The organism is Corallibacter vietnamensis (assembly GCF_039537875.1).
Taxonomy (GTDB): domain Bacteria; phylum Bacteroidota; class Bacteroidia; order Flavobacteriales; family Flavobacteriaceae; genus Corallibacter; species Corallibacter vietnamensis.
The window spans coordinates 1141688-1167542 of record NZ_BAABBI010000001.1 but is presented as its reverse complement, the minus strand read 5'-3'; the positions used below and the strand labels follow the sequence as shown (position 1 = coordinate 1167542).

Here is a 25855-nt window from a genome sequence, read left to right as displayed (position 1 = left end):
TTCGTATTTATTATAATAATTAACACTAAAACTTTAAACTAATGAAAAAATTAATTTTAAGCGCCGCTTTATTATTAGCTATAGGCGTAACTTTTACTTCTTGTAGAGATGAAAAAAAAGCTGAAGATGTTGAAAACAGTATAGAAAATGCTGCTGAAGCTACTGAAGAAGCTGTAGAAAATGCTGCTGAAGCTACTGAAGAAGCTGTAGAAGACGCTACAGAAGCTACTGGTGATGCTTTAGAAAATGCTGCTAACGCAACTGAAGATGCTTTAGAAGATGCTGGTGATGCTGCTGAAGAAGCTGTAGATAAAGCTGGTGACGCAGTAAACAATGCTGCTGACAAAACTAAAGAAGCTGCAGACAAAGCCGCTAAAGCTGCTAAAGACAAAGTGGACGAATTAAAAGCTCACTAATCCTTTAACGGTAAAAATTCTATAGCCCATACTTTTGTATGGGCTTTTTTTATGCCTAATTCACACAGCTCATCATAGTTAATTAAATAACTTTCAAAACTAAAGTTTATTTAATAAATAATTGGATTTCTCTTTTATAGGGTCTACTGATTTAGCAGCAATAATTTCATGCTATGCACTCGAAAAATTGATAAAAATTTTTCTGATAGCCACTTTCTTGGCGACCAAAGTTTAACTGGTGCTGCAATTGCAGATTCCTTATTACTTAATTATTTACAAACTGATCTACTGAACAAATAGTAAACTTAAACGACCTAGCATACAAAGAAATAATTTTAGTTAAGGCTAGGAAAACACTAGCCGCTATAGCAATGATAATAATCGCATTATTTTTACTACTAAGATACTTAAAAGGCAGTATAGCAGTTACTCCCATTTTCACTTATAAAGAGTTTATAATCAAAAACGCAAACAATTATAAAACAAAAAAAGCCTTACATTTCTGTAAGGCTTTTGTACTGAAGGCGGGACTTGAACCCGCACGGCCATAATGGCCATTGGATTTTAAGTCCAACGTGTCTACCAATTCCACCACTTCAGCATCTTGGTATATTTTCAAGAAAGTATTTCAAGAGCGAAAGACGGGATTTGAACCCGCGACCCTCACCTTGGCAAGGTGATGCTCTACCCCTGAGCTACTTTCGCAGTCTTTTAAATGAACGTGCAACGTTGTCATTGCGGATGCAAATTTAATATATTTATTATAATACCAAAGGTTTTTTTAAAAAATAATTAAAAATATTTTAAACCATCTTTTTTTTAACCAACATTCGCTTTATTTCATTGAGCTTCATCAAGGCTTCAACAGGTGTTAAGGTATCAATATCGGTATGCAAAATTTCTTCTTTAATCTGCTCTAAAAGAGGATCATCCAAATTAAAAAAGCTTAATTGCATCTCGTCATCTTTTAATGTTTTTACTTTATCTGTGAGTTCTTCACTAGAATGCGACTTCTCTAATTTTTTTAAAATTTTATTTGCTCTATGTAAAACTTGTTGCGGCATTCCTGCCATTTTTGCTACGTGAATACCAAAACTATGTTCACTTCCTCCTGCTACAAGCTTTCTTAAAAAAAGCACATTATCTTTAAGTTCTTTTACGGAAACATTGTAATTTTTTATTCTATTAAATGTTTCTGTCATTTCATTTAGCTCATGATAGTGAGTCGCAAATAATGTTTTTGCTTTTGCTGGGTGTTCATGTAAGTATTCACTAATTGCCCATGCTATAGATATACCATCATACGTACTTGTACCGCGACCAATCTCATCAAGAAGCACTAAACTTCGCTCTGAAATATTATTCAAAATTGAAGCTGTTTCATTCATTTCTACCATGAAAGTAGATTCTCCCATAGAAATATTATCACTTGCTCCTACTCGGGTGAAAATTTTGTCAATCAATCCTATTCTAGCTGATTTTGCTGGCACAAAACTTCCTGTTTGGGCTAATAAAACAATTAAAGCAGTTTGACGCAATATAGCTGACTTACCAGACATATTAGGCCCAGTAATCATAATCATTTGTTGCTTTTCTCTATCTAAATATACATCATTTGCAATATAGGCTTCACTTGGAGGCAGCTGTTTTTCTATTACAGGATGGCGACCTTCTTTTATATCTAAATCATACGAATCATCAATTGTTGGATACACATAATTACTATCATTTGCCAATTGTGCAAAACCGCACAAGCAATCAATTTTTCCTATTAAAAAGGCATTTTGTTGTACAGGCTTAATGTATTGTGTCATCCAATGAATTAGTTCAGAAAACAATTGTTGTTCAATAGTAAGAATACGCTCTTCTGCACCTAATATTTTAGCCTCATATTCTTTGAGCTCTTCAGTAATATAACGCTCGGCATTAACTAATGTTTGTTTTCTAATCCATTCTTCTGGAACTTTATCTCTATGCGTATTTCGCACCTCTATGTAATATCCAAATACGTTGTTTGATGCTATTTTTAGTGATGTAATTCCTGTACGTTCACTTTCTCGCTCAAGCATCTTATCTAAATATTCTTTCCCTGAAGTTGATAATGCCCTAAGTTCGTCAAGTTCATTAGAAAACCCTTTTGCAATGGTATGTCCTTTTAGGACATTTACTGGCGCATCTTCATTAAGTGTTTCTTTTATTTTTTCACGAAGCACATCACAACTTTGCAAGGTATCACCTATAACTTTTAAGGCGTCATTATCACAATTTGTTGCTATAGCTTTTATAGGCACAATAGCTTCTAGTGAATTTTTAAGCTGAATCACCTCTCGCGGGCTTACTTTTGCGGTTGCTGTTTTAGAAATTAGGCGTTCTAAATCGCCTATATGTTTTATATGGTTTTGAATCTTTTGAAGTGTAGGTGCATTTTTACTTAAAAAATCTACAACCTCATGACGTTGTTTTATTTTTTCAACATCTTTTAGCGGCAAAGCTAACCAGCGTTTTAATAAACGTCCGCCCATTGGCGAGATCGTTTTATCAATCACATTTAGTAAAGTAACCGCATTATTATTGGTAGAATGATAAAGTTCTAAATTTCTAATAGTAAACTTATCCATCCAAACATAGTCATCTTCAGCAATTCTACCAACAGATGTAATATGCTGGAGTTTGTTGTGTTGCGTTTCCGCTAGATAATGTAATATAGCTCCAGAAGCTATAATCCCTTCGTGCAAATCTTCAATACCAAATCCTTTTAAAGTTTTAGTATTAAAATGCTTTATAAGTGTTTCGTTAGCGTAGTCTGTTTGGTATACCCAATCTTCTAAATAAAACGTATGGTAATCTTGCCCAAACACTTCATTGAAATGCATCCGTTTTTGTTTTGAAACCAAAACTTCGCTCGGGTTAAAGTTCTGTAGTAGTTTATCAATGTATTCAGCATTTCCTTGAGACGTTAAAAACTCTCCAGTAGAAATATCTAAAAATGAAATACCAATAAACTGCTTACCAAAATAAACAGAGCATAAAAAGTTATTTGATTTAGATTTTAATACTTCATCATTAAGTGCTACACCAGGTGTTACCAATTCAGTAACGCCTCGCTTTACAATAGTTTTGGTTTGTTTAGGGTCTTCAAGCTGATCACAAATAGCAACACGCTCACCTGCTTTTACCAATTTGGGCAAATATGTATTTAAAGAATGATGCGGAAAACCTGCTAACTCGGTTTCACTGTCACTACCTGCTCCACGCTTGGTTAATATAATATCTAATATTTTGGCCGTTCGCACAGCGTCTTCACCAAAGGTTTCGTAAAAATCACCCACTCTAAACAATAATAAAGCATCTGGATATTTTGCTTTAATTGCATTGTACTGCTTCATTAATGGTGTTTCTTTCTTTGCTTTTTTTGCCAACGGTAAACTGGTTTTTATGTGTTACTTTTGCCTAAAATGTAGGATTGCTAAAGTAGTTATTAATTTAAGTTTTCTAAAACGTAGAAAGCAGAAGTTATTTACAATTATCAGAAGAAATTAACATGCGAAAATTAAAAAACAGCGAATTAGACCGATTGAGTGTTGACGAATTTAAAGATTCAAAAAAAACACCTATCATCATCATATTAGACAACATTAGAAGCCTAAATAACATCGGCTCAGTGTTTAGAACAAGTGATGCCTTTTTAATTGAAAAAATATATCTATGCGGTATTACTGCAAAACCACCACATAAAGACATACACAAAACAGCACTAGGCAGTACCGAAACTGTTAATTGGGAATACGTAGAAGACACTCTAGAACTCATAAAAAAACTAAAACAAGAAGGTGTTAAAATAGCCTCTATTGAGCAAGCCGAACAAGCCACAATGCTTGATAAGTTTGCACCTGAAACCAATACTACCTACGCACTTGTTTTTGGTAACGAAGTAAAAGGTGTGCAACAAACTGTTGTTTCTGAAAGTGATTTGGTTTTAGAAATACCACAATATGGCACCAAGCACTCTCTAAATATTTCGGTAAGTTGTGGTGTTGTGGTTTGGGATGTGTTTAGCAAAATGAAGAAATAGTGTCTAAAAAAAGCAAAAAGCCTTGGCCTACCAAAGCAGTTATGGAGCAAATCTATGACAAGCATTTTTGGGGCGGCAAGGAATTCGATTTTTATTCTGGTGACGGTTCACATAAAGCAAGTATTGTTACACCCTATTTACAAAGTGTAAGCGCGTTTTTAAAAAACCAAAACCCTAAACTGTCTGTTAGCGATTTAGGCTGTGGCGACTTTAATATTGGAAATCAGCTAACACAATTTACCAAACATTATCACGCGATAGATATTGTTGCACCTCTTATAGAAAGAAATAGAAAATTATATCAAAGCAACAATATTGAGTTTTATTGTTTAGATATTTCTAAAGACGATATTCCGCTTGCCGATTGCGTTATTTTACGACAAGTCTTACAACATCTATCCAATACCGAAATACAAGATATTTTAAACAAAATTGCACATTATAAATACATAATTCTAACAGAGCATATTCCCTTAAGCAAATTCACTCCCAATAAAGACATCATAGCTGGACAAGGCATTAGATTAAAACAGCAAAGCGGCGTCCTTATTCAGGAACCGCCTTTTAATTTTAAAACAACTAGCGAAGCAGTTCTTAACGAACATATTTTACCCCATAAAATGGGACGCATTATTACAACACTTTACACAACATAAACTTAAAATCACACAAAATGTTTTGCAGTTAATTTTATTCATCGTAATATTGCAATATAATAATAAACTGATTATGGGATTAGCCAAAACCGAAATTTTTACTGACAGCCAAAACGAAATCGCAACCTTTGCAAAAGTATTTGGTCATCCTGCTCGTGTTGCTATTTTACAGTACCTATTTGAATTAAACACGTGTGTTTGCGGCGATTTGGTAAACGAAATAGGTTTGGCGCAACCCACTATTTCACAACACTTAAAAGAGCTAAAACAATTAGGTTTAATAAAAGGAACTATTGAAGGAACAAGTGTTTGTTATTGTATTGACACTGATAACTGGGCAAAAATGAAACGTATTATGAACGCGTTTTTAGATCAAGATCTTTCTAAAAATGATTGCTGCTAGTTAAAAAAATTTATTCATATTAATCGTAAAATCGCAATAAACAAATTAAACATATCATCTATGACACTAAAAGATATAAAAACAGCTTTAAAAACATTAGATAAAATTGCTTTTCAATTACCAAATGGACAATTAGTACCAAGTCATTTTCACGTAACAGAAGTAGGCAAAGTATCCAAGCATTTTATTGATTGCGGCGGAACTGTGAGGCATGAAGACGTTGTAAACTTTCAGCTTTGGAATGCCAATGATTACAACCACAGGTTACATCCTGAAAAATTGATTCATATTATAGAACTCTCAGAAAAAACATTAGATATCAACAATAATCTTGATATTGAAGTGGAATACCAAGGTGAGACCATTGGAAAATTTGGTTTAGACTTTGACGGGACCAATTTCCTTCTTACAACAAAACAAACGGATTGTTTAGCAAAAGACAACTGCGGCATTCCTGAAAAAAAGCCTAAAATAAAATTAGCAAGCTTAAATGATGAGCCTTGTTGTTCACCAGATGGTAACTGCTGCTAAAAAAACAAAACAAATGACAACAACACAAGACACCTTATTTCTAGAGATAGAAACGATTATTAAAAGCCTAAACACTAATATAATTTCACAAGAACGAAAAGAGATTTTACAACCGCTTGTTGATTATATTCAAGATAAGGTTTCAAACAAACAAGCCGTACGCATAAACTTTATATGCACACACAACTCTCGCCGAAGTCACCTATCCCAAATATGGGCACAAACCTTGGCGCATCATTTTAATATAGAACATGTGGTTTGTTATTCCGGTGGCACTGAAAGTACCGCATTGTTTCCTATGGTGGCTGAAACACTGAAAAATTCTGGTTTTAATATTGAAACTATTAGCCAAGGAGACAACCCTATTTACAGCATAAAGTATTCAGACAATGCTCATCCAATTATAGGTTTTTCAAAAAAATTGGACGCAACATTCAACCCTAAATCTGGATTTGCTGCTGTTATGACATGCTCTCAAGCAGATGACGGCTGCCCGTTTATTGCTGGTGCAGAAAAACGTATTCCAATTACTTTTGATGACCCAAAAGCTTTTGACAACACACCGCAACAAGCTGAAAAATACAACGAACGTAGTTTACAAATTGCATCTGAAATGCTATATGTTTTCTCACAAATAAGCGCTTAAAAATGGCACAAAAAAAACAATTAAGCTTTCTAGACAGAAACCTGACCTTATGGATTTTTGTAGCTATGGCGCTTGGTGTTGCCCTTGGTTATTTCTTTCCAAAATTTCCAGATGTAATCAACACTTTTAGTAGTGGAACTACAAATATTCCTATTGCAATAGGTTTAATTTTGATGATGTATCCGCCATTAGCAAAGGTGAATTACAGTTTGCTTCCTAAAGTATTTAAAAACACAAAAATCCTATCCATTTCATTAATCCTAAATTGGATTATTGGACCTGTATTAATGTTTGTCTTGGCCATCACTTTTCTTCGTGACTATCCAGAATATATGACAGGCTTAATTTTAATTGGACTTGCAAGATGTATTGCTATGGTTTTAGTTTGGAACGATCTAGCTGAAGGAAGCAGTGAATACGGCGCTGGATTAGTAGCGCTAAATAGTATTTTTCAAGTGTTTGCTTATAGTTTTTATGCATGGATTTTTATTACTGTATTACCTCCATATTTTGGTTTTGAAGGTGCTATTGTTGATATTTCTATTGCTACTATTGCTGAAAGTGTTGCTATCTATCTAGGCATCCCATTTTTGCTAGGCATTTTAAGTCGCGTAATTTTAATAAAGCTAAAAGGTGAAACTTGGTATACACAAAAATTTATCCCAACGATTTCTCCTTTAACTTTAATCGCATTATTATTTACCATAGTGATTATGTTTTCATTAAAAGGTGAATTAATTGTTGAAATACCTATGGATGTATTAATTATTGCCATTCCGTTGCTGGTTTATTTTACATTGATGTTTATTATTGGTTTTTTTGTTACCAAAGCTACTGGCGCTGCATATGATAAAACAACATCTGTTGCATTTACCGCTGCTGGTAATAATTTTGAATTAGCTATTGCTGTTGCTATTGCTGTTTTCGGTCTTAATTCCGGACAAGCTTTTGCAGGTGTGATTGGACCATTGGTAGAAGTACCTGCGCTAATTTTTCTTGTAAAAGTATCTTTTTGGTTGAAAAAGAAGTATTATAAAAAAAGCCTTGCATCTAACTAATATGCAGGCTTTTTTTTCTAACAAAACATTACGTTTAAATACTAAAATCAATTATTACTTTTATAAAATAAATATATCCAAATAGACCTTGATAGTTTGTAGTTGAAAGTGCTTAACAATAATGCTATGACAATAATAACTGCAAACACTCTCAATGGCGATAAATCTACCATATACCAGAACAGAAAAAGGCTCGCTATCATTTGAGCAGCCGCTAGCGTATAACTCACAAACATAGCCCCAAAGAAGAACCCAGTTTCTTTTTCAAATTTAAAGCCGCATTCCTGGCAAGTTGGGTTCATTTTAGGTATGTTAAACATCAAAATGTTACCTCCTTTTTTGAATATCTTACCACGCTTACAATTGGGACATTTACAACTTAAAGCATCAACTACTTTACTCATAACCTAACATATTTACTTTATGCAAAATTAAGACCTGTTTTTATTGTAAATACTATAAAATTTGCGCCATTATTTGTACTTTTAAGACATATATGAAAATCCCTATTTTAAATATTAGTCAATTTAAAAAACATTCTCATCACAATGATGTGTATATTAACACATTTTCAAATCACATAAAGCGCAACAAGAATTTAATAAACAAACCACATAGTCATAATTTTTATCTCTGCGTTCTTTTTACTAAAGGCACAGGAACACATGAGATTGATTTTAATTCCTACACCATAACACCAGGAAAAATCTTTTTTTTAAAACCAGGACAAACTCATTTTTGGAAATTTGAAACACCACCTGAAGGCTATATATTTTTTCATTCTCAAGAGTTTTATGAGCTAGCATTTTTAGAACACACATTACAAGCGTTTCCTTTTTATTATTCGTATCAAAATCCTCCTGTACTTGACACAACAGAAGAAAAAGCAGAAGATTTACAGCGTCTTTTTAAAAATTTACACTCTGAATATTTACAAAACAATGTATTACGAGAATTAAAAATAGTCAACTTAATAAACCACATTTACATAGATCTCACTAGAATGTATATCCTTGATACCGATTTTGAGGAAGTAAAATTCAATAGTTATTCAAGAATTATAGAAAGCTTGGAAACGTTGGTAAACATTCATTTTCAAGAAGAAAAATTTCCCAAATTTTATGCAGACAAACTAAACATAAGCACAAAACATTTAAATAGAGTTGTAAAAAAAACAATTAACAAAACTACAAGTCAACTTATCGCTGAACGCACAATTCTTGAAGCAAAAAGACTTATGGTACATTCTCAAGATAGCTTAACAACTATTTCGCATACACTAAACTTTTCAGATTATGCTTATTTTTCAAAATTTTTTAAATCAAAAACAGGATTGACTCCACTTAATTTCAGAAAAAAATATTTTGATTAACACTATTACTGGAGTTAGAAAGGCACTTATGACACTTTTTTAACAGGAATCCAAACGGTCTCTTCGTTGATTTGGTTTTGTGGGTTGTAAGTTTCTGGAAGCTTTTCAAAATGAGGTCTATCATCAATGACATATTCTGAATTTGGTAACCATTCTTTTAAGACAAACTGCCAAATTTTAGGAAAATCAGCAACAGTTCCTTTGTAGTCTATGACTAAATAATCGCCTCCTTTTAGTGTAAGTGATTCCATGCCTTTTGGAACAGTGTTTAAGTCTGTAACCTCAACAGCAACCCATTTATCAAATAATGATTCAGGTGTGATGGTTTTAAAATGTTGTTGTTTATAATCTTGAATAGAAAAAGCGTGAGTACCTATTCGGTTAATAATCTCATGTCTACGAGGCATAAAAGCACGAGCTAACTTTGCCATTTCAATATGCATGGTTTGAAAGTTTACAGACATTTTCATTCCAATAGCATATATGTCTTTTACGGTAATAATACTATACTTCATTACTAATTTCGTTTAATATCCAAAGGTAATCTTCACGATTCTTCACAAAATCCTTATCAGAGATATCAATTATTTTAACGTTAAGCTCTGTTTTATTTTTTAAGAAGTCTAAATACCCAGCATTGATTTTTTCCAGATAAGCATTCTCTATATTTTGCTCATAATCCCGACCACGTTTTTTTATGTTTTCTTGTAAACGTTCTGTGTTTTGATACAAATACACATACAACTCTGGTTTTGCAATATCTTTATACATGAGATAAAACAGTTTTCGGTAAAGCTTAAATTCATCATCAGGTAAAGTGATTTTTGAAAAAATCAAAGATTTATATATATCATAATCACTTACAATAAAATCTTTAAACAAATCTAATTGTGATAAATCATCGCTTATTTGTTGATATCTATCTGCCAAAAAGGACATTTCTAACGTAAACGCATAACGTTTAGCATCTTCATAAAACTTTGGTAAAAACGGATTGTCTGCAAAACGTTCTAAAATCAATTTTGCATTAAAATCATGAGATATTTTGTTTGCCAAACTAGTTTTCCCTGCACCTATATTGCCTTCTATAGCTATGTAATTAAAGTTAGAAAGTTTGTATTGTTTACTAGGGTTTTTCAGCCAAATATTAATAGGCTCTAAAACACTTTCATCTTGGCATTCTTGCAGTAATTCAGATATAGATTTCTTAAAAACAGGATGTATTATTTTTGCTGCTATCTCGCTTAAAGGCTGTAGTACAAAACGCCTGTTCTGTAACTCTGGGTGTGGCACTTGTAACGCTTGATTCTGAATTATTTCTTCATCAAAAAATAGCACATCCAAATCTATTGTTCTAGATTCATAGGTATTTACATCACTTCTCGTTCTACCTAGTTTTGTTTCTATTTGCAATAAGGCTTGAATAAGTTCATCTGAAGGTAATTCAGTTTCAATAAGCGCACAAGTATTTAAAAAATCGGCTCCATCAAAACCTATTGCTGGCGTATTGTAAACTTTTGCAATAATATTAACCTTACCAATCTCTTTAAAAATAAGATTTATGGCATCTTGCAAGTGTTTTATTCGGTCGCCCTTATTACTGCCTAATGATATATAAACTTTGTGATGTGTATTCATGGAAAAAACAAAATAACTAAAAGAAAATTTAATAGCTTATATTTACGTTGCCTATTTATTCACAATTTCAAATGACCTTAAAAGACAAGCTTTTAGCGCAACGCATTTATTTATTATTAGCTGCATTATTTATAACCTCTTTGGTGGTTTCTAATTTAATTTTTCAAAAGTTTTTTTATTGGTATCCTTTTGAAGTAGAAGTTTTTGGTACAAAATTATTTGAAATATCTGTAGGCATCTTACCTTATCCTATTACGTTTTTAATCACAGACTTGATTAGCGAAATATATGGCAAAAAACGTGCTAACCAAGTGGTTGTTACTGGTATTTTTGCTTCATTGTTTTCGTTACTTATTGTGTTGGTTTCTGATATGGTTCCTGCAACTACTTGGTCTCCTGTTGGTAACGAACTCTTTTCTACCGTTTTTGGCAGCACAGCTATTGCTGTAACAGCCAGTATGCTAGCTTACTTATTTGCGCAATTTGTTGACATTCAAATTTATCATTTCTGGAAACGACTTACAAAAGGAAAATATTTATGGATTCGTAACAATTTCTCAACGTTTTTCTCACAATTTGTAGATACCTTTACCATCTTAATGTTACTATGTTCTTTCAATATTATAGAATGGGATAAATTTGCAGGTTTACTTGTTGCTGGTTTTTTGTTTAAAGTGCTTATAGCTATTCTTGACACACCGTTTTTATACCTTGGTGTTTACATCTTTAGGAAGCGTTTTAAATTAAAAATTAATGAAGAAATAAGCTTGATATAAAACTATTAAAGTTTTATTAAACATTTGCCTAATGGCAACCATTCTTCTATTTTATATCGTATATACCTCAAACTTATCAAGTACATGAAAAAAGCTTTAAAAATCATAGGAATCTCTTTACTAATCATATTCCTTTTACTACTAGCAATTCCATTTGTTTTTCAATCTAAAATAAAAGATATCGTTAAGCAAACTATAAATAATAACTTAAACGCTCATGTTGAATTTAGCGATGTAAATTTAAGTTTCATAAAAAGCTTTCCTCAAGCCCAAGTAGATGTTAACGATTTAGTAATCACTAATTTTGAACCTTTTAAAGATGAAAAACTAGCTACAGCAAAATCTATTTCTTTAAACATGTCAATTAAAGAATTATTTAAAAAAGCTAGTGAAGGCCCAATTGTTATTAACGAAATATACCTTGACGAAGCTTTAGTCATACTTAAAACCAATAAATTTGGCGACACTAATTTTGACATTGCAAAAAAAAGTGAAGAAACTACGACTGAAGCACCTCAAGACACTACCAAAGGATTTTCTTTAGATGTTAAAGATTATGCCATTACTAATAGCGCACTAACGTATCTAGATGAGAGCTCAAATACAACCTTTTACATAACCGAACTTAACCATTCAGGAAAAGGAACGTTTTCAGGTGATGTTTCAGAATTAGACACCAGCACAAGTGCCAGAGTAAGTTTTAGTATGGATAGCACTGAATATTTAAGCAACAATGATATAAAGTTAGATGCCTTAATTGATTTAGATTTAACCAATAGTAAATATACCTTTAAGGAAAACAAAGCTTACATAAACCAATTACCATTAGAATTTCAAGGCTATGTGCAGCTACTTGACAATGGCCAAGAAGTAGATATAACATTTAAAAATCCTGGTTCTGATTTCAAAGATTTTCTTGCTGTAGTTCCTAAAGAATATTCTAAAAATATTGAAAACGTAGAAACTTCTGGAAACTTTAAAATAAATGGTATGGTTAAAGGTTTAGTTTCTGAAAAAACCATTCCTCAATTAAATATTAATGTCTTATCAAATAATGCGTCTTTTAAATATCCTGATTTACCAAAACGTGTTCAAGATATAAGCATAAATGTTGCTATAAAAAATAACACAGGCAATGTTGATGACACTTATGTAAACATTAGCACTTTAAACTTTAAGATAGATCAAGACATGTTCAAATCGTCTGCGACACTTAAAAACTTAACAACTAACATGCTTGTAAACGCCAATATTGATGGTGTATTAAACCTATCTAATCTTACAAAAGCTTACCCTATAGAATTAGAAAAAGAGTTAAGCGGAATTTTAAAAGGGAAACTTCACACGGCATTTGATATGAATGCTATTGAGACCAATGCCTATGAGCGTATTAAAAATGACGGTTCTGTATCTGTAACAGATTTTGTTTTCTCATCAGAAGACATTGTAAACCCTATCCATATCAAAAAGGCTGACATGACCTTTAACCCTGGAACTGTTTCATTAAACCACTTTGAAGCAAAAACAGGAAGCAGTGATTTAAACGCAAAAGGCTCTATTAAAAACCTTTTAGGATTCTTATTAAGTGATAAAAACCTGCAAGGAAACTTTAATGTTGACTCAAACATGTTTAAGGTTAGCGATTTTATGGTTGAAAGCGATACTGCTGAAGCAAAAAACAACAAAACCTCATCGGATGAAGAGTCATTAAAAATTCCAGCCTTTTTAGATTGTACGCTTTATGCCGATGCTAAACACGTAGTTTATGATAATCTAGATCTAAAAAACGTTAAAGGAACTCTTGTAATAAAAGATCAACAAGCCACATTAAGTAATTTGACATCTAATATATTTGATGGGCAACTTGCTGTGAACGGTAATGTTTCTACAAAAAACGACACACCAACCTTTGATTTAAATCTGGGAGCTGATAATTTTGATATTTCAAAATCTTTTAAAGACTTAGACTTACTTCAAGCATTAGCACCAATTGCCAAAGTATTACAAGGAAAGTTAAACTCTACAATTAACCTAAAAGGAAATCTAGATGAAGAATTTTCTCCAGATTTAGCATCAATTTCTGGTGATGCTTTTGCTGAATTATTAACTTCTGATATTAACACAGAAGACAGCAAGCTATTAAGTTCTTTAAATGGCGCATTAGGCTTTGTAGATTTTAATAAACTAAACTTAAAAGACCTAAAAACAAAACTAAACTTCAATAATGGTAATGTAGATATAAAACCATTTAACATAAAATATGAAGATATAGACATTCAGGTCTCTGGAGCTCATAATTTCAACAAAACTATGAACTATGGCGTTGTTTTTAATGTACCTGCAAAGTATTTAGGCAGTGACATAAATAGGCTTATTGGTAAAATAAACGATCCGGAAGTAAACAAAATTGCTATTCCTGTTACAGCAAACATTACAGGAACATTTACAAATCCTTCTATAAAAACCGACTTAAGTTCTTCTGTTACTACCTTAACAAAAAAACTTATTGATATAGAAAAACAAAAACTTTTAAATCAAGGCTCAAACGCTATAAAAGATTTACTGGGAGGAATAAGCAATAACAACAACTCCCAAACACAAAACCAAACAACATCAGATACCACTAAAACAAATTCAACAAACAATAATAATGCAGTACAACAGGGTATTAAAAATGTTCTTGGTGGCTTATTAAACAAAAAGAATAATAGCAAAAAAGAAGACTCTATAAACTAAAAACAACCTTAAGAAAAAGTCAAATCACTATTTTAATGAAAAATCACTAAAAAATTCAGCTTTTTTCAATTGAATTATAGATTTTTTACAAAGAAATCGCTTTTTTCTTGCATATTATAAAAAAAAAGTTATGTTATAAAGATAGATATTGAGTATTAATCTAAACTTTATACATGAGGCAATTAAAAATCACCAAGCAGGTTACCAACAGAGAGTCTAAATCTTTAGACAAGTATTTACAAGACATAAGTAAGCTCCCATTAATAACCGCAGAGGAAGAAGTTGAATTAGCGCAACGTATTAGAGAAGGTGATCAAGCTGCTTTAGATAGATTAACAACCGCAAACTTACGTTTTGTTGTATCGGTTGCAAAGCAATACCAAAATCAAGGATTAAAACTCCCTGATTTAATAAACGAAGGAAACGCCGGTTTAGTAAAAGCCGCTAAACGTTTTGATGAAACCCGAGGTTTTAAGTTTATATCTTATGCCGTTTGGTGGATTCGTCAATCTATATTACAAGCACTTGCAGAGCAAGCAAGAATTGTTAGGTTACCATTAAATAAAATTGGTTCTATAAACAAAATAAACAAAGCATATTCGCATTTAGAGCAAGCACATCAACGCCCTCCAAGTGCCGAAGAAATTGCTAAAGAACTAGATATGACTGTTAGCGATGTAAAACAGTCTATGAAAAATTCAGGGCGTCATTTATCCATGGATGCACCTTTAAAAGAAGGTGAAGACTCTAGCTTATATGATGTTGTAAAATCTGGAGAATCTCCAAACCCTGATAAAGATTTAATGAACGACTCTTTAAATGTTGAAGTTAATCGCGCTTTAAACACATTATCACAAAGAGAAGCTGATGTTATTAGACTATATTACGGCATTAGCAACGAACAGCCAATGAGCCTAGAAGAAATAGGAGAAACTTTTGGACTAACTCGTGAGCGTGTAAGACAAATAAAAGAAAAAGGTATTCGTAGACTACGACATACTTCAAAAAATAAAATATTAAAAACCTATTTAGGATAGTCCTAGATAATAATCATTTACTAAAAACAACTTATGTTAAAAATTGAAATCAAAGAAGGAGAAAACATTGAACGCGCATTAAAACGCTACAAACGTAAACACCGTAACGTAAAAGTTATGCAAAACATCAGAGAAAAACAATATTTCACAAAACCCTCAATAAGACGTAGACGCGAAGTTCAAAAAGCGGCCTACATTCAGAGTTTAAGAGACCAAGAAGACATATAATTTATGAATGTATTCAAAATTTATAATGCTAATACAAAACCAACTCAAACAGAAAAAGAAACCATAATAAACTTCCTGCATACTCATTTGCAGGAATATGGCGATGAAAAGACAGATATTTCAAAATGTCTAGATTACGCTGTAAAAGACAACATTTCTGCACATGGTGGTTTTGTATTAGTTATTAAAGATCAAGAAGGCATACAAGGAATTACAATTATAAACGAAACTGGAATGCATGGTTACATTCCAGAAAACATTTTAGTTTACATTGCCGTACACAGTAACGCAAGAGGAAAAGGCATCGGTAAACAATTAATGCAAAAAGCGATAGAGTTAACAAAAGGAGATATCGCACTTCACGTAGAACCAGAAAATCCAGCACTACACTTATACAAAAAATTAGGTTTCGAGAACAAGTACCTTGAAATGAGACTTAAAAAATAAGTATTATGCACCCTATTGATATTGCTGTATTTGCTATATACATGATTATTGTATTAGCAATAGGCTTTTATTATTACAAAAAAACAAAAGTGCAAAAGATTATTATGTAGGCGGCAACAGCATGAAAAGCTGGCACATCGGGCTTTCTGTAGTTGCTACCGATGTTGGCGGTGGTTTCTCTATAGGCCTTGGAGGTTTAGGTTTTGTAATGGGACTTTCAGGCTCCTGGATGCTACTTACTGGTTTAATAGGCGCTTGGATTAGTGCTGTTCTCTTAATCCCAAAAGTGATAAATGAAGGGCATAAATTTAATTTACTAACCTTTCCCGAGCTTTTAAAACGAAACTATGATAAAAAAGTAGCACTTGTTGCTGGTATTATATCTTTCATAGGATATTTAGGCTTTACCTCATCTCAACTTTTAGCAGGTGCAAAACTTGCCGTTGGCACATTTCCAGAGTTAAGCTTAACAAATGCTTTAATTATTATGGGAACTGTTGCTATGCTATACACAGTTTTTGGAGGTATTAAAGCTGTTATTTACACAGACACTTTTCAGTGGATAATATTAATGTCTGGTTTAATTTTCATTGGTATTCCTGTTTCTTTTTATGCTTTAGGCGGTCTTGATGGAATTTTAAAAGTTTTGCCTAATGAATTTTTCAGATTAGATAACATCACATGGATACAAATGCTCAATTGGGCCATTACAATCATTCCTATTTGGTTTGTTGGTATGACATTATATCAAAGAATTTACGCTTGTAAAAATGAAAAAACAGCAAAAAAAGCCTGGTATATAGCAGGTATTTTTGAATACCCAATTATGGCTTTTATGGGAGTTGCGCTTGGACTTTTATCTAGAGTTGCTGTTGAACAAGGCATGTTTGCTACTGATGGTTTTTTAACAGCCGCTAATTTAGATCCAGAAATAGGGCTACCTCTATTATTAAAAAACATATTACCTGTTGGACTAATGGGATTAATGATGTCTGCTTACTTTTCAGCCATAATGTCTACAGCAGATAGCTGTTTGCTTGCCGCTTCTGGAAACTTTACAACAGATATTTTAGGACTTAATGACAAAAACCCTAAAACGATAAAAATATCTCAAGTAATTACTTTTATCGTTGGATTTGTTGCCATTTTAATTGCCACAGCCATGACTAGCGTTTTAGATCTCATGCTTCTATCCTATTCATTTATGGTTTCTGGTTTATTAGTCCCTGTTCTTGGAATGCTTTACTCAAAAAACAAAAAACCTTTAGCGGCATTATTAGCCATGCTTTTTGGTGGATTTTCAACATTAATCATTACCTTTTTAGAAGTTCAAATTCCTTACGGATTTGATCCTATATTGATTGGTATTTCTATCTCATTAGTTACTTATTTAATCGTGAAAAAATAACACCATTCTTGTGGAAACAGACTATTTAAAGCTATTTAGACAAAACCTTCATAAGCAACCTGAACTTTCTGGAAGCGAAAAAAACACTGCAAAAACTATTGCTAGTGAGCTTAAAAAATACAATCCTTCTAAAATTATAACAAACCTTGCTGGTTTTGGAGTCATTGCTATTTTTGACAGCAACAAAAAGGGTAAAACCATTGTTTTTCGAGCAGAGCTAGACGCACTTCCTATTCAAGAAACCAACACATTTCCACATGCTTCTAAAACAAGTCATGTTTCTCATAAATGTGGTCATGATGGTCATAGCACCATACTTATTGGTTTGGCTCAAGCACTTCAAAAAAATCCGTTAAAAAAAGGAAGCGTTGTTTTACTATTTCAACCAGCTGAAGAAACTGGACAAGGCGCTAAAGCTATATTACAAGAAACAAAATTCACAAACTTAAAACCTGATTTTGTATTTGCGTTACATAATGTACCTAGTTATAAAAAAGGCACTATTATTTGCAAACCGGATACATTTACGCCTTCTGTAGTAAGCTTGGCTATAACACTAAAAGGTAAAACATCTCATGCAGCTGAACCAGAACATGGCATCAATCCAGATTTAGCTTTACACGAGCTCATTTACAAAATAAAGATGCTGGCAAACCCTAATCAGTCAAAAGAAGATTTTTCAACGATAGCTACAGTTTATGCATGTTTAGGCTCTAAAGATTACGGTATTTCTGCTGGAGAAGGCGAGCTTCATTTTACTATCAGAACATGGACTCCCAAACAATTAGAAATTTTAAAACAAGCTATAAAGAACTTAACTCAAGAAGTATGCTCAATACACAACTTAAACTTTGAAATTGATTGGTTTCAGGAATTTTCAGCAAATAGAAATAACCAAGACGCCTTTGACATTATTGAAAGTGCAGCTAAAAGCAATCATTTCGAATTTATAAATAAAGAACACCCTTTTAAATGGGGTGAAGATTTTGGTTTATTTACACAACATTATAAGGGCGCTATGTTTGGTTTAGGTGCTGGAACAGAAACACCAGCCTTGCATAATCCTGACTATGATTTTCCTGACGACATCACATCATATGGCGTTACAATGTTTCACACAATTTTAAAACTTATTTATGCCTAGCTCATTCATTGAAATAAATAAAAATGCATTAGCAAACAATATAAAACACATCACATCTCTTATTGATGATAACGTTGTTATATCATCTGTTTTAAAAGGAAATGCCTACGGACATGGAATTAACATCATGGTTCCTGCTCTACAAGAAATTGGTATAAACCATTTTTCTGTATTCAACTCATTAGAAGCACAGCAGGTTTACAATAGTGCAAAAGGCAATTTTACGATTATGATAATGGGCGATATTAATGATGAAGATGCAGAATGGGTTATTGATAACGAAATTGAATTTTATGTTTTCAACTTACACAGAATAGAAAACATGCTTAAAATTGCTGTAAAAAAACAAAAACCAATAAACATTCATTTAGAAATTGAAACCGGTATGAATCGCACTGGTTTTAATAAAGAAAACTGGAATGAGCTCGCTGAACTTATCAATAAAAATAAGACGCACATCAATGTAAAAGGGATTTGCACGCATTATGCAGGTTCAGAAAGCATTAGCAATTATATGCGTATTAAACAGCAACGACAAGCATTCAAAAAAAGCATTAAATACTTTAAGAGTCAAGATATCAAGCCAGAACGCATTCACAGTTCTTGTAGCGCAGCCATATTGGTATATCCTAAAGATAATTTTGATATGGTACGCATTGGTATTTTACAATATGGGTTATGGCCAAGTCGTGAAACATTTATTTCTCATCTCACAAAAAAGAAACTAACCAACGATCCTTTAACACCTATTCTTTCTTGGAAATCTTATGTTATGGACATAAAACACGTTTCTAAAGGCGAATATATTGGTTACGGAAATTCTTATCTCGCTGAAACAAATATGACAATTGCCTCTATCCCGGTAGGTTACAGCTATGGTTATAGTAGAAGCTTGAGTAATCAAGGTCGTGTTATCATTAAAAATTCCAGACTTAGTGTCATTGGAATTGTCAACATGAATATGCTGTTAATTGATATCACAACCAACGAAAACATAACTATTAAAGATGAAGTAATTCTTATAGGAAGCAATAATGCTTTAGAAATCACTGTTTCCTCTTTTGGTAACATTACAGATCAACTTAATTACGAAGTTCTATCTAGAATAGATAAAGACATTCCTAGAACTATAAAATAAACACTATGGCATTTTTTACATTAAACAAAGCGTCACTTACACACAATTACCGTTATTTACAAAAACTGTTCAGCAAGAACGACATGTCTTGGGCTCCGGTATTAAAAATGCTTTGCGGTAACGAAAAATATATTGAATTTATTTTATCTCTAGGTGACGAACAAGTTTGTGATGCCAGGTTATCTAACCTAAAAACGATAAAAAAGTTAAAACCTGGAATAGAAACAATTTACATAAAACCTCCCGCCAAACGAAGCATTAAAAACATTATAAAATATGCAGATGTAAGCTTCAACACTGAATACACAACAATAAAATGGCTTTCAGAAGAAGCAAAAAAGCAAAATAAAATTCACCGAGTCATTATCATGATTGAACTAGGCGACCTTCGCGAAGGTATTATGGGAGATCATTTAATGGATTTTTATAAAAAGATTTTTCAATTACCAAACATTAAAGTAGCTGGTATAGGCACAAACTTAAATTGTTTAAGTGGTGTTATGCCTAGTAAAGACAAGCTTATACAACTATGCTTATACGAACAACTGATTGAAGCAAAATTTGACCAAAAAATTGATGGCGTTTCTGGAGGATCATCGGTTATGGTACCACTTCTCCTTAAAGGCATTGTACCACAAGGAATTAATCATTTCAGAGTTGGTGAAACCCTATTTTTTGGTAGTGATTTATTTACAAACGAAACCATACCCGGAATGAAAGACGATATTTTCACACTTCATTCTGAAGTAATTGAAATCACTGAAAAACCAAGTGTTCCTTATGGAAATTTAGAAAAAAATCCATCAGGAGATATGTTTGAAGTTGACGAAACTAAATTCACTGATATTCAAAAACGCGCCATATTAGATATTGGTTTACTAGATATTTCTAAAGTAGATTTTTTAAAACCACTTGATAGCTCGTTAAACTTTGTTGGTGCAAGCTCTGATATGCTAGTAATTGATATTACAAATGCAAAAAAAGACTACAAAGTAGGCGACATTATTACTTTTAGAACCGATTACATGGGTGCATTACGCGTTATGAATTCAGAATATATTGAAAAACGATTTATTTAATTTATAGTAATTGCTACTACCAAACCTTCATTAGCTCTTACATTAAAAACGGTATCATCTTCAAAAATGAGATATTGCCCTTTTACACCAACCAACTTACCTGTGTAATTTGGTGTTTTTTTAAGATTTAAACTTTTTGGCTTTGTAGGATATTTTATAACAGGGAATTGCAATTCTGTTTCTTTATTTGATGCTATAAAATACGCTTTGGCTTCGTCAGGAATATATTGTTTTAAGCGTTCTCGCCAAGTTACCAAATCTTCATCTTGAATTTCATTTTTCAACATAGTTCGCCAATTTGTTTTATCACTAACATGATCTTTTAAGGCAACTTCTGTAATGCCTGCCAGGTAGCGATTTGGCACCTCAACAATTTCAATAGCTTCATGAGCTCCCTGATCTATCCAACGTGTTGGCACCTGGCTTTTTCTAGTTACTCCAACTTTTACATTACTAGAGTTTGCCAAGTATACAATATGTGGCTGTAATTGTACTTTTTTCTCGTAAGCCAGATCTCGATCTTCTTTGCCTAAATGTGCTGTACTTAATTCTGGACGCATAATCCAATCAGCAGCTTGCGGAATATCAAAAAAACAACTTTTACAAAACCCTTGCCTATAAATAGGCTTATCTAAACCGCAGTTTAAACATTGATATTTAACAAATTGAATCGTTATAGTAGAATTTAGCAACTGATTCATGGTTAAAAAGTCATTATCAAACACCAAATAATATTGAATTGGCTCTGAATATTCACTCTCCATTTTTGTTAGAACACCTTGGTAGGTCATAAAAAAAAGTATTATTTTTAAAACTTAAATATAATGCAAATATGCCAATTCCTATAGTAAATTCTATTGCTTCCTGGTTTTTAAAAAAACGATTTCATCAAATTGAGTTATTTTTAAAATACCCTAATGAAGTTCAGCAAGAATTGCTTTCGCATCTTTTAAACAAAGCAAAAGACACTGAAATAGGCAAACAGTATGATTTTCAATCAATAAGTGATTACAAAACTTTTGCCGAACGCATTCCTATTTCTACTTATGAAGATTACCAAGACAATATAGAACGTTCTCGTAAAGGTGAAAACAATATTTTTTGGCCAGAACCTATTAGATGGTTTGCTAAATCTAGTGGCACAACAAGTGCTAAAAGTAAGTTTATACCAGTAAGTGAAGACTCTCTTGAAGATTGTCACTACGCAGCTAGCAAAGATTTGCTTTGTATGTATTTAAACAATAATGAAGCTTCTCAACTATTCACAGGAAAAAGTTTAAGACTTGGGGGCAGCAAAGAATTATACAAAGAAAACGGTACCGTATTTGGCGATTTATCAGCTATTTTAATTGACAATATGCCTTTTTGGGCAGAATTTAGTAGTACGCCAAGCAGTAAGGTTTCTTTAATGAGCAATTGGGAAGAAAAAATGCAAGCCATTGTAGATGAAACCATAAACGAAAACGTTACTAGTTTAGCTGGTGTTCCGTCATGGATGCTTGTGTTGCTTAACAATGTATTAGAAACCACAGGTAAAAAAAATCTTTTTGATATTTGGCCAAATTTAGAAGTCTATTTTCATGGTGGCGTAAGTTTTGTTCCTTACAAAGATCAATATAAAAGCATATTACCAGATAACAATTTTAGGTATTACGAAATTTACAATGCCTCTGAAGGCTTTTTTGCCATTCAAGATTTAAATAAATCTAGTGAACTCTTGTTAATGCTAGATTACGGTATTTTTTATGAATTTATACCAATGGACACTTACGGAACTAAAAATGAAAAAGTGATTCCTTTAAGTCAAGTTGAAAAAGATAAAAACTACGCCGTTATTATTACCACAAATGCTGGATTATGGCGCTATAAAATTGGAGACACTGTACGTTTTACCTCAATAAGTCCGTATCGTATAAAAGTCTCTGGACGCACAAAGCATCATATTAATGCGTTTGGCGAAGAGTTAATTATTGAGAATGCTGAAGATGCTTTAAAAAAAGTGTGTAAAAAAACTAAATCTGAAATAGTTGATTATACTGCCGCACCAATTTTTATGTCTGGAAAAGAAAAAGGCGCTCATGAATGGTTGATAGAGTTTAAAACAGCACCACAAAACATCGACTATTTTAATGAATTATTAGACAACGCTTTAAAAGCTTTAAATTCAGATTACGAAGCAAAACGTCTTAACAACATGACGCTTAATAAACCTAAAATACATATTGGCAGACAAGGTTTATTTTACGATTGGTTAAAACAAAACAACAAGCTTGGTGGTCAACATAAAGTACCTAGACTTTCTAATACACGAGATTACCTAGATGATCTTTTAAAACTCAATTCTTAAGTTACCTTTTAACGGATAAAATAGCTGTTAAATTTCAGTTAACGAGTATTCTATTAGGTTTATCTAAAACAAAGCTTGGTAATTTTTTTCTTACAAATAAATAAATAGTTTTACACCGCTATTAATTCCTGTTAAAACATAATAACACATAGTGTTAACGTATTAATTAACATCCATTAAAATATCAGCCACTCCCCAAAAGAGTGGCTTTTGTTATTTATTGTAATCAGCTAATGTGTTGATCAACACATCTGGGTGAGACAGAAAGTTAATACGATTGTCATTAATATAATCATCTAAAATTTCAGGATTTCCAGACACCAACAACGGAACACTTATTTGACTTAAAATCGCTTCTATTCTTGACTTGATAGAGTCTTGATTTGGTGTTATAAACATTGTTAGCAAAGCTTTAGGGCTCACAAAATCTACTACTTGTTTTATGTTTTCTGTAGGAACATTTTGCCCTAAATAATAAACTTTCCAACCTATTTGCATTGCTAAAAAATATGCAAGCAGTAAACCTATTTCATGTTGCTCATTTTCAGTTAAAAACATAACTATTACTGGTGCATCTTCTTTAGGATACGGTAAAGCACTTATTGAAGAAAACATTTTTTTCTTGATGAGATTAGAAATAAAATGCTCTTGTGCCGGTATAACTTTACTAATTCCCCAAAGAATACCTATTTGTGCTAAAAATGGATAAATAATTTGAGTTGTTACATTGAGTAAGCCTTTTTTAGCTATTTGAGTATTTAAGTTTTTCTCAAAAGCAACTTCATCCATCTTCAATGTACAAATTATTAAAATACTAACATCATCTTCTTGAGAACCATTTAAAAGCTTTTCAGCAATCACGTCGTTAATTTCAGCATCGCTCATTTTATCAATTTTGGATATTCTAAAACCATTTCGGGTTAGAATACCAATATTTAATAACCGCTTTAACTGCTCATCTGTATAGTATCTAATATTGGTATCTGTTCTTTCAGGCGTAAGAAACGTATATCGCGTTTCCCATTTACGTAAAGTATGAGCTTTAATACCAGTTAAAGCCACGATTTGTGCCATTGAATACGTACTCATGTCTAATTTTTTACAAGACAAAGTTAAACAAAAAAGCACAAGAAACAATCAACGCAAAATTATTTTTGTCTAACTTTTTTAATTTTTATGTAGACAAATTGATTTTTGTTTGTATATTTGTCCAAGTTAAACAGAAAAAATATAGACAAAATGAAAACAAAATTCTTTTATCTCGTCCTAGTAAATCTGTCATTACTATTAAGTTCTTGTAGTAATGATGATGATTTCACAGTCCCACAATCTGTAAACTCCGAACAAAGCATAGTCAGTATTGCATCAGACACACCTGAATTGTCTGTATTAGTTTCTGCACTTACAAGAGCTGACGGAAATTTAGTGAACGTGCTTAATGGCAACGGACCTTTCACAGTACTTGCACCTACAAATACTGCTTTTAACAACTTTTTAAGTGACAATGGCTTCAATTCACTTGACGATGTACCTACAGATGTATTATCGCAAATACTACTAAACCATGTAATTATGGCTGATGTTAAATCAACTGATTTAACAATATCAGGTTCAGGCTACGCATCAGGAAGTGCCACAGGAGCTAATAACCAAAACATCAGTATTTATTTCAACACTGAAAATGGTGTAACTTTTAATGGTATTGCCAATGTAACTACTGCTGATGTAGATGCTAGCAATGGTACTATACACATTATTGATGCTGTTTTAGGCTTGCCAGACATTGTAGATTTGACTGTTGCTAATTCAAACTTTTCTAGTTTAGTTGCTGCCTTGGGAGCAGCAGATGGTGATTTAGTAACTGTACTGCAAGGCAGTGGTCCTTTTACTGTTCTAGCTCCAGACAACAATGCATTTAACACCTTTCTAGATGGAACACCTCTTGAAGATGTTGATACAGCAACACTTTCTCAAATATTATTAAATCATGTTGTTGCTGGCTCTGCCATTACATCAAACATATTGATTGATGCTGGTTCTGGATACACAAATACAGCGGCAACAGCAGCAAACAGCAATGCTTTGAGTTTATATTACAACACAAGCGATGGCGTTACATTTAATGGTACATCTACTGTAATGTCTGCAGATATTGTTGGCACTAACGGCATTATCCATGCTGTAGACGCTGTAATTGATATTCCAACGGTTGTAACGTTTGCTGCTGCAGATCCAAACTTTTCAACACTTGTCACAGCTTTAACAGATTTAACGCCTAATACGGACTTTGTATCTATTTTATCTAGAACGGAAGGCGGAAATTCTGATGGTATAAATCCGGACTTTACCGTATTTGCTCCAACAAATGATGCCTTTGATGATTTAGCTTCAATCCCTGAAGAAAGCGCACTTACACAAGTGCTTTTACACCATGTAATAGGAGGCGCCAATGTAACCTCATCAAATTTAAATAATCCAGGAAACACTACTGCACAAACCCTGCAAAGCGACAATATAACTATTACGCTACCAGGTAGCGGAGATAATATTGCAAATATTACAGATGGTTCTGGTAGTTCAGATGTAGGAATTATTGCTGTAGATGTTCAAGCTGGTAATGGTGTTATACATGTTATAAACAAAGTTATGATTCCAAACCTGTAATATGAGATCTTAAAGACATTATGAAAAAGAAAGATGGTGAGTTTTAATTAATAGATAGT

Annotated in this window: 25 protein-coding genes and 2 tRNA genes; 19 read left to right on the top strand and 8 right to left on the bottom strand. The window is 32.6% G+C overall.

Going from position 1 to position 25855, the window contains the following annotated elements; translation table 11 throughout:
* Window positions 1-41: 41 nt before the first annotated feature.
* Window positions 42-416: a hypothetical protein gene (locus tag ABD690_RS05330; protein ID WP_344728009.1), complete on the top strand. Its 375-nt coding sequence runs from the start codon at window positions 42-44 to the stop codon at window positions 414-416.
* 516 nt (window positions 417-932) lie between these two features.
* On the opposite strand, the gene ABD690_RS05325 is transcribed toward ABD690_RS05330, so the two are convergent.
* The 3 genes from ABD690_RS05325 to mutS all read right to left on the bottom strand — a co-directional run bounded on the left by ABD690_RS05325 (window position 933) and on the right by mutS (window position 3835).
* Window positions 933-1017 (bottom strand) — tRNA-Leu (locus ABD690_RS05325).
* A 32-nt stretch (window positions 1018-1049) separates the two neighbouring features.
* A tRNA-Gly gene (locus tag ABD690_RS05320) sits at window positions 1050-1121 on the bottom strand.
* A 98-nt stretch (window positions 1122-1219) separates the two neighbouring features.
* Complete coding sequence (gene mutS, locus ABD690_RS05315) at window positions 1220-3835, bottom strand: DNA mismatch repair protein MutS (protein WP_344728007.1); 2616 nt, start codon at window positions 3833-3835, stop codon at window positions 1220-1222.
* Between the two features lie 122 nt (window positions 3836-3957).
* Between mutS and ABD690_RS05310 the strand changes: the two genes are divergently transcribed.
* The 6 genes from ABD690_RS05310 to arsB all read left to right on the top strand — a co-directional run bounded on the left by ABD690_RS05310 (window position 3958) and on the right by arsB (window position 7782).
* The gene (locus ABD690_RS05310; RefSeq protein WP_344728005.1) at window positions 3958-4488 is read left to right on the top strand and encodes an RNA methyltransferase; all 531 of its coding nucleotides are present in this window, start codon (window positions 3958-3960) and stop codon (window positions 4486-4488) included.
* Window positions 4488-5144, top strand: coding sequence for a class I SAM-dependent methyltransferase (locus tag ABD690_RS05305; protein ID WP_344728002.1), 657 nt, complete (start codon window positions 4488-4490; stop codon window positions 5142-5144). Before ABD690_RS05310 ends, ABD690_RS05305 begins: the two co-directional genes overlap by 1 nt.
* A gap of 73 nt (window positions 5145-5217) precedes the next feature.
* Complete coding sequence (locus tag ABD690_RS05300; RefSeq protein ID WP_344727999.1) at window positions 5218-5547, top strand: ArsR/SmtB family transcription factor; 330 nt, start codon at window positions 5218-5220, stop codon at window positions 5545-5547.
* Window positions 5548-5607: 60 nt separating this feature from the next.
* Window positions 5608-6078, top strand: coding sequence for a DUF6428 family protein (locus tag ABD690_RS05295; protein ID WP_344727994.1), 471 nt, complete (start codon window positions 5608-5610; stop codon window positions 6076-6078).
* Between the two features lie 13 nt (window positions 6079-6091).
* A complete protein-coding gene (locus tag ABD690_RS05290; RefSeq protein WP_344727990.1) occupies window positions 6092-6724 on the top strand; it encodes an arsenate-mycothiol transferase ArsC in 633 nt (210 codons plus the stop codon).
* A gap of 2 nt (window positions 6725-6726) precedes the next feature.
* A complete protein-coding gene (gene arsB / locus ABD690_RS05285; protein ID WP_344727986.1) occupies window positions 6727-7782 on the top strand; it encodes an ACR3 family arsenite efflux transporter in 1056 nt (351 codons plus the stop codon).
* A 47-nt stretch (window positions 7783-7829) separates the two neighbouring features.
* On the opposite strand, the gene ABD690_RS05280 is transcribed toward arsB, so the two are convergent.
* Entirely contained in the window at window positions 7830-8186 is a 357-nt protein-coding gene (locus tag ABD690_RS05280; protein ID WP_344727981.1) for a DUF983 domain-containing protein, read from the bottom strand.
* 92 nt (window positions 8187-8278) lie between these two features.
* On the opposite strand from ABD690_RS05280, the gene ABD690_RS05275 reads away from it, so the two are divergent.
* The gene (locus ABD690_RS05275; protein ID WP_344727976.1) at window positions 8279-9154 is read left to right on the top strand and encodes a helix-turn-helix domain-containing protein; all 876 of its coding nucleotides are present in this window, start codon (window positions 8279-8281) and stop codon (window positions 9152-9154) included.
* Between the two features lie 26 nt (window positions 9155-9180).
* Here the strand turns inward: ABD690_RS05275 and ABD690_RS05270 are convergent, their stop codons facing one another.
* Both ABD690_RS05270 and folK read right to left on the bottom strand, forming a co-directional pair.
* Window positions 9181-9669, bottom strand: coding sequence for a GyrI-like domain-containing protein (locus ABD690_RS05270; RefSeq protein WP_344727972.1), 489 nt, complete (start codon window positions 9667-9669; stop codon window positions 9181-9183).
* The gene (folK, locus tag ABD690_RS05265) at window positions 9659-10792 is read right to left on the bottom strand and encodes a 2-amino-4-hydroxy-6-hydroxymethyldihydropteridine diphosphokinase (protein WP_344727969.1); all 1134 of its coding nucleotides are present in this window, start codon (window positions 10790-10792) and stop codon (window positions 9659-9661) included. Before folK ends, ABD690_RS05270 begins: the two co-directional genes overlap by 11 nt.
* Window positions 10793-10863: 71 nt before the next feature.
* Here folK and ABD690_RS05260 point away from each other — a divergent pair, with 71 nt between their 5' ends.
* The 9 genes from ABD690_RS05260 (at window position 10864) to ABD690_RS05220 (ending at window position 20785) form a co-directional block, all read left to right on the top strand.
* Window positions 10864-11568 carry a queuosine precursor transporter gene (locus ABD690_RS05260; RefSeq protein WP_344727967.1) on the top strand — a complete coding sequence of 235 codons (705 nt, stop codon included), beginning with the start codon at window positions 10864-10866 and terminating at the stop codon, window positions 11566-11568.
* Window positions 11569-11652: 84 nt separating this feature from the next.
* A complete protein-coding gene (locus tag ABD690_RS05255) occupies window positions 11653-14304 on the top strand; it encodes an AsmA family protein (RefSeq protein ID WP_344727965.1) in 2652 nt (883 codons plus the stop codon).
* A gap of 173 nt (window positions 14305-14477) precedes the next feature.
* Complete coding sequence (locus ABD690_RS05250) at window positions 14478-15341, top strand: sigma-70 family RNA polymerase sigma factor (RefSeq protein WP_344727963.1); 864 nt, start codon at window positions 14478-14480, stop codon at window positions 15339-15341.
* Window positions 15342-15374: 33 nt separating this feature from the next.
* Entirely contained in the window at window positions 15375-15569 is a 195-nt protein-coding gene (gene rpsU, locus ABD690_RS05245; protein WP_344727960.1) for a 30S ribosomal protein S21, read from the top strand.
* Between the two features lie 3 nt (window positions 15570-15572).
* Window positions 15573-16016 (top strand): GNAT family N-acetyltransferase, encoded by a 444-nt coding sequence (locus tag ABD690_RS05240; RefSeq protein ID WP_344727958.1) that lies wholly within the window; start codon window positions 15573-15575, stop codon window positions 16014-16016.
* 121 nt (window positions 16017-16137) lie between these two features.
* Window positions 16138-17424: a sodium:solute symporter family protein gene (locus ABD690_RS05235; RefSeq protein ID WP_344727954.1), complete on the top strand. Its 1287-nt coding sequence runs from the start codon at window positions 16138-16140 to the stop codon at window positions 17422-17424.
* A gap of 10 nt (window positions 17425-17434) precedes the next feature.
* Window positions 17435-18568 carry an amidohydrolase gene (locus ABD690_RS05230; protein WP_344727952.1) on the top strand — a complete coding sequence of 378 codons (1134 nt, stop codon included), beginning with the start codon at window positions 17435-17437 and terminating at the stop codon, window positions 18566-18568.
* Window positions 18561-19706: an alanine racemase gene (gene alr / locus ABD690_RS05225; RefSeq protein WP_344727950.1), complete on the top strand. Its 1146-nt coding sequence runs from the start codon at window positions 18561-18563 to the stop codon at window positions 19704-19706. The genes ABD690_RS05230 and alr overlap by 8 nt, the downstream gene beginning before the upstream one ends.
* A gap of 5 nt (window positions 19707-19711) precedes the next feature.
* Window positions 19712-20785, top strand: coding sequence for an alanine racemase (locus tag ABD690_RS05220; RefSeq protein ID WP_344727948.1), 1074 nt, complete (start codon window positions 19712-19714; stop codon window positions 20783-20785).
* Here ABD690_RS05220 and ABD690_RS05215 read toward each other — a convergent pair.
* Window positions 20782-21576, bottom strand: coding sequence for a DUF2797 domain-containing protein (locus ABD690_RS05215; RefSeq protein WP_344727946.1), 795 nt, complete (start codon window positions 21574-21576; stop codon window positions 20782-20784). The two genes, ABD690_RS05220 and ABD690_RS05215, sit on opposite strands and share 4 nt — an antisense overlap.
* Window positions 21577-21617: 41 nt before the next feature.
* Here ABD690_RS05215 and ABD690_RS05210 point away from each other — a divergent pair, with 41 nt between their 5' ends.
* Complete coding sequence (locus tag ABD690_RS05210; RefSeq protein WP_344727939.1) at window positions 21618-23132, top strand: GH3 auxin-responsive promoter family protein; 1515 nt, start codon at window positions 21618-21620, stop codon at window positions 23130-23132.
* A gap of 213 nt (window positions 23133-23345) precedes the next feature.
* On the opposite strand, the gene ABD690_RS05205 is transcribed toward ABD690_RS05210, so the two are convergent.
* The gene (locus tag ABD690_RS05205; protein WP_344727935.1) at window positions 23346-24221 is read right to left on the bottom strand and encodes a MerR family transcriptional regulator; all 876 of its coding nucleotides are present in this window, start codon (window positions 24219-24221) and stop codon (window positions 23346-23348) included.
* A gap of 150 nt (window positions 24222-24371) precedes the next feature.
* Between ABD690_RS05205 and ABD690_RS05200 the strand changes: the two genes are divergently transcribed.
* Window positions 24372-25796 (top strand): fasciclin domain-containing protein, encoded by a 1425-nt coding sequence (locus tag ABD690_RS05200; RefSeq protein WP_344727931.1) that lies wholly within the window; start codon window positions 24372-24374, stop codon window positions 25794-25796.
* Window positions 25797-25855: the final 59 nt, after the last annotated feature.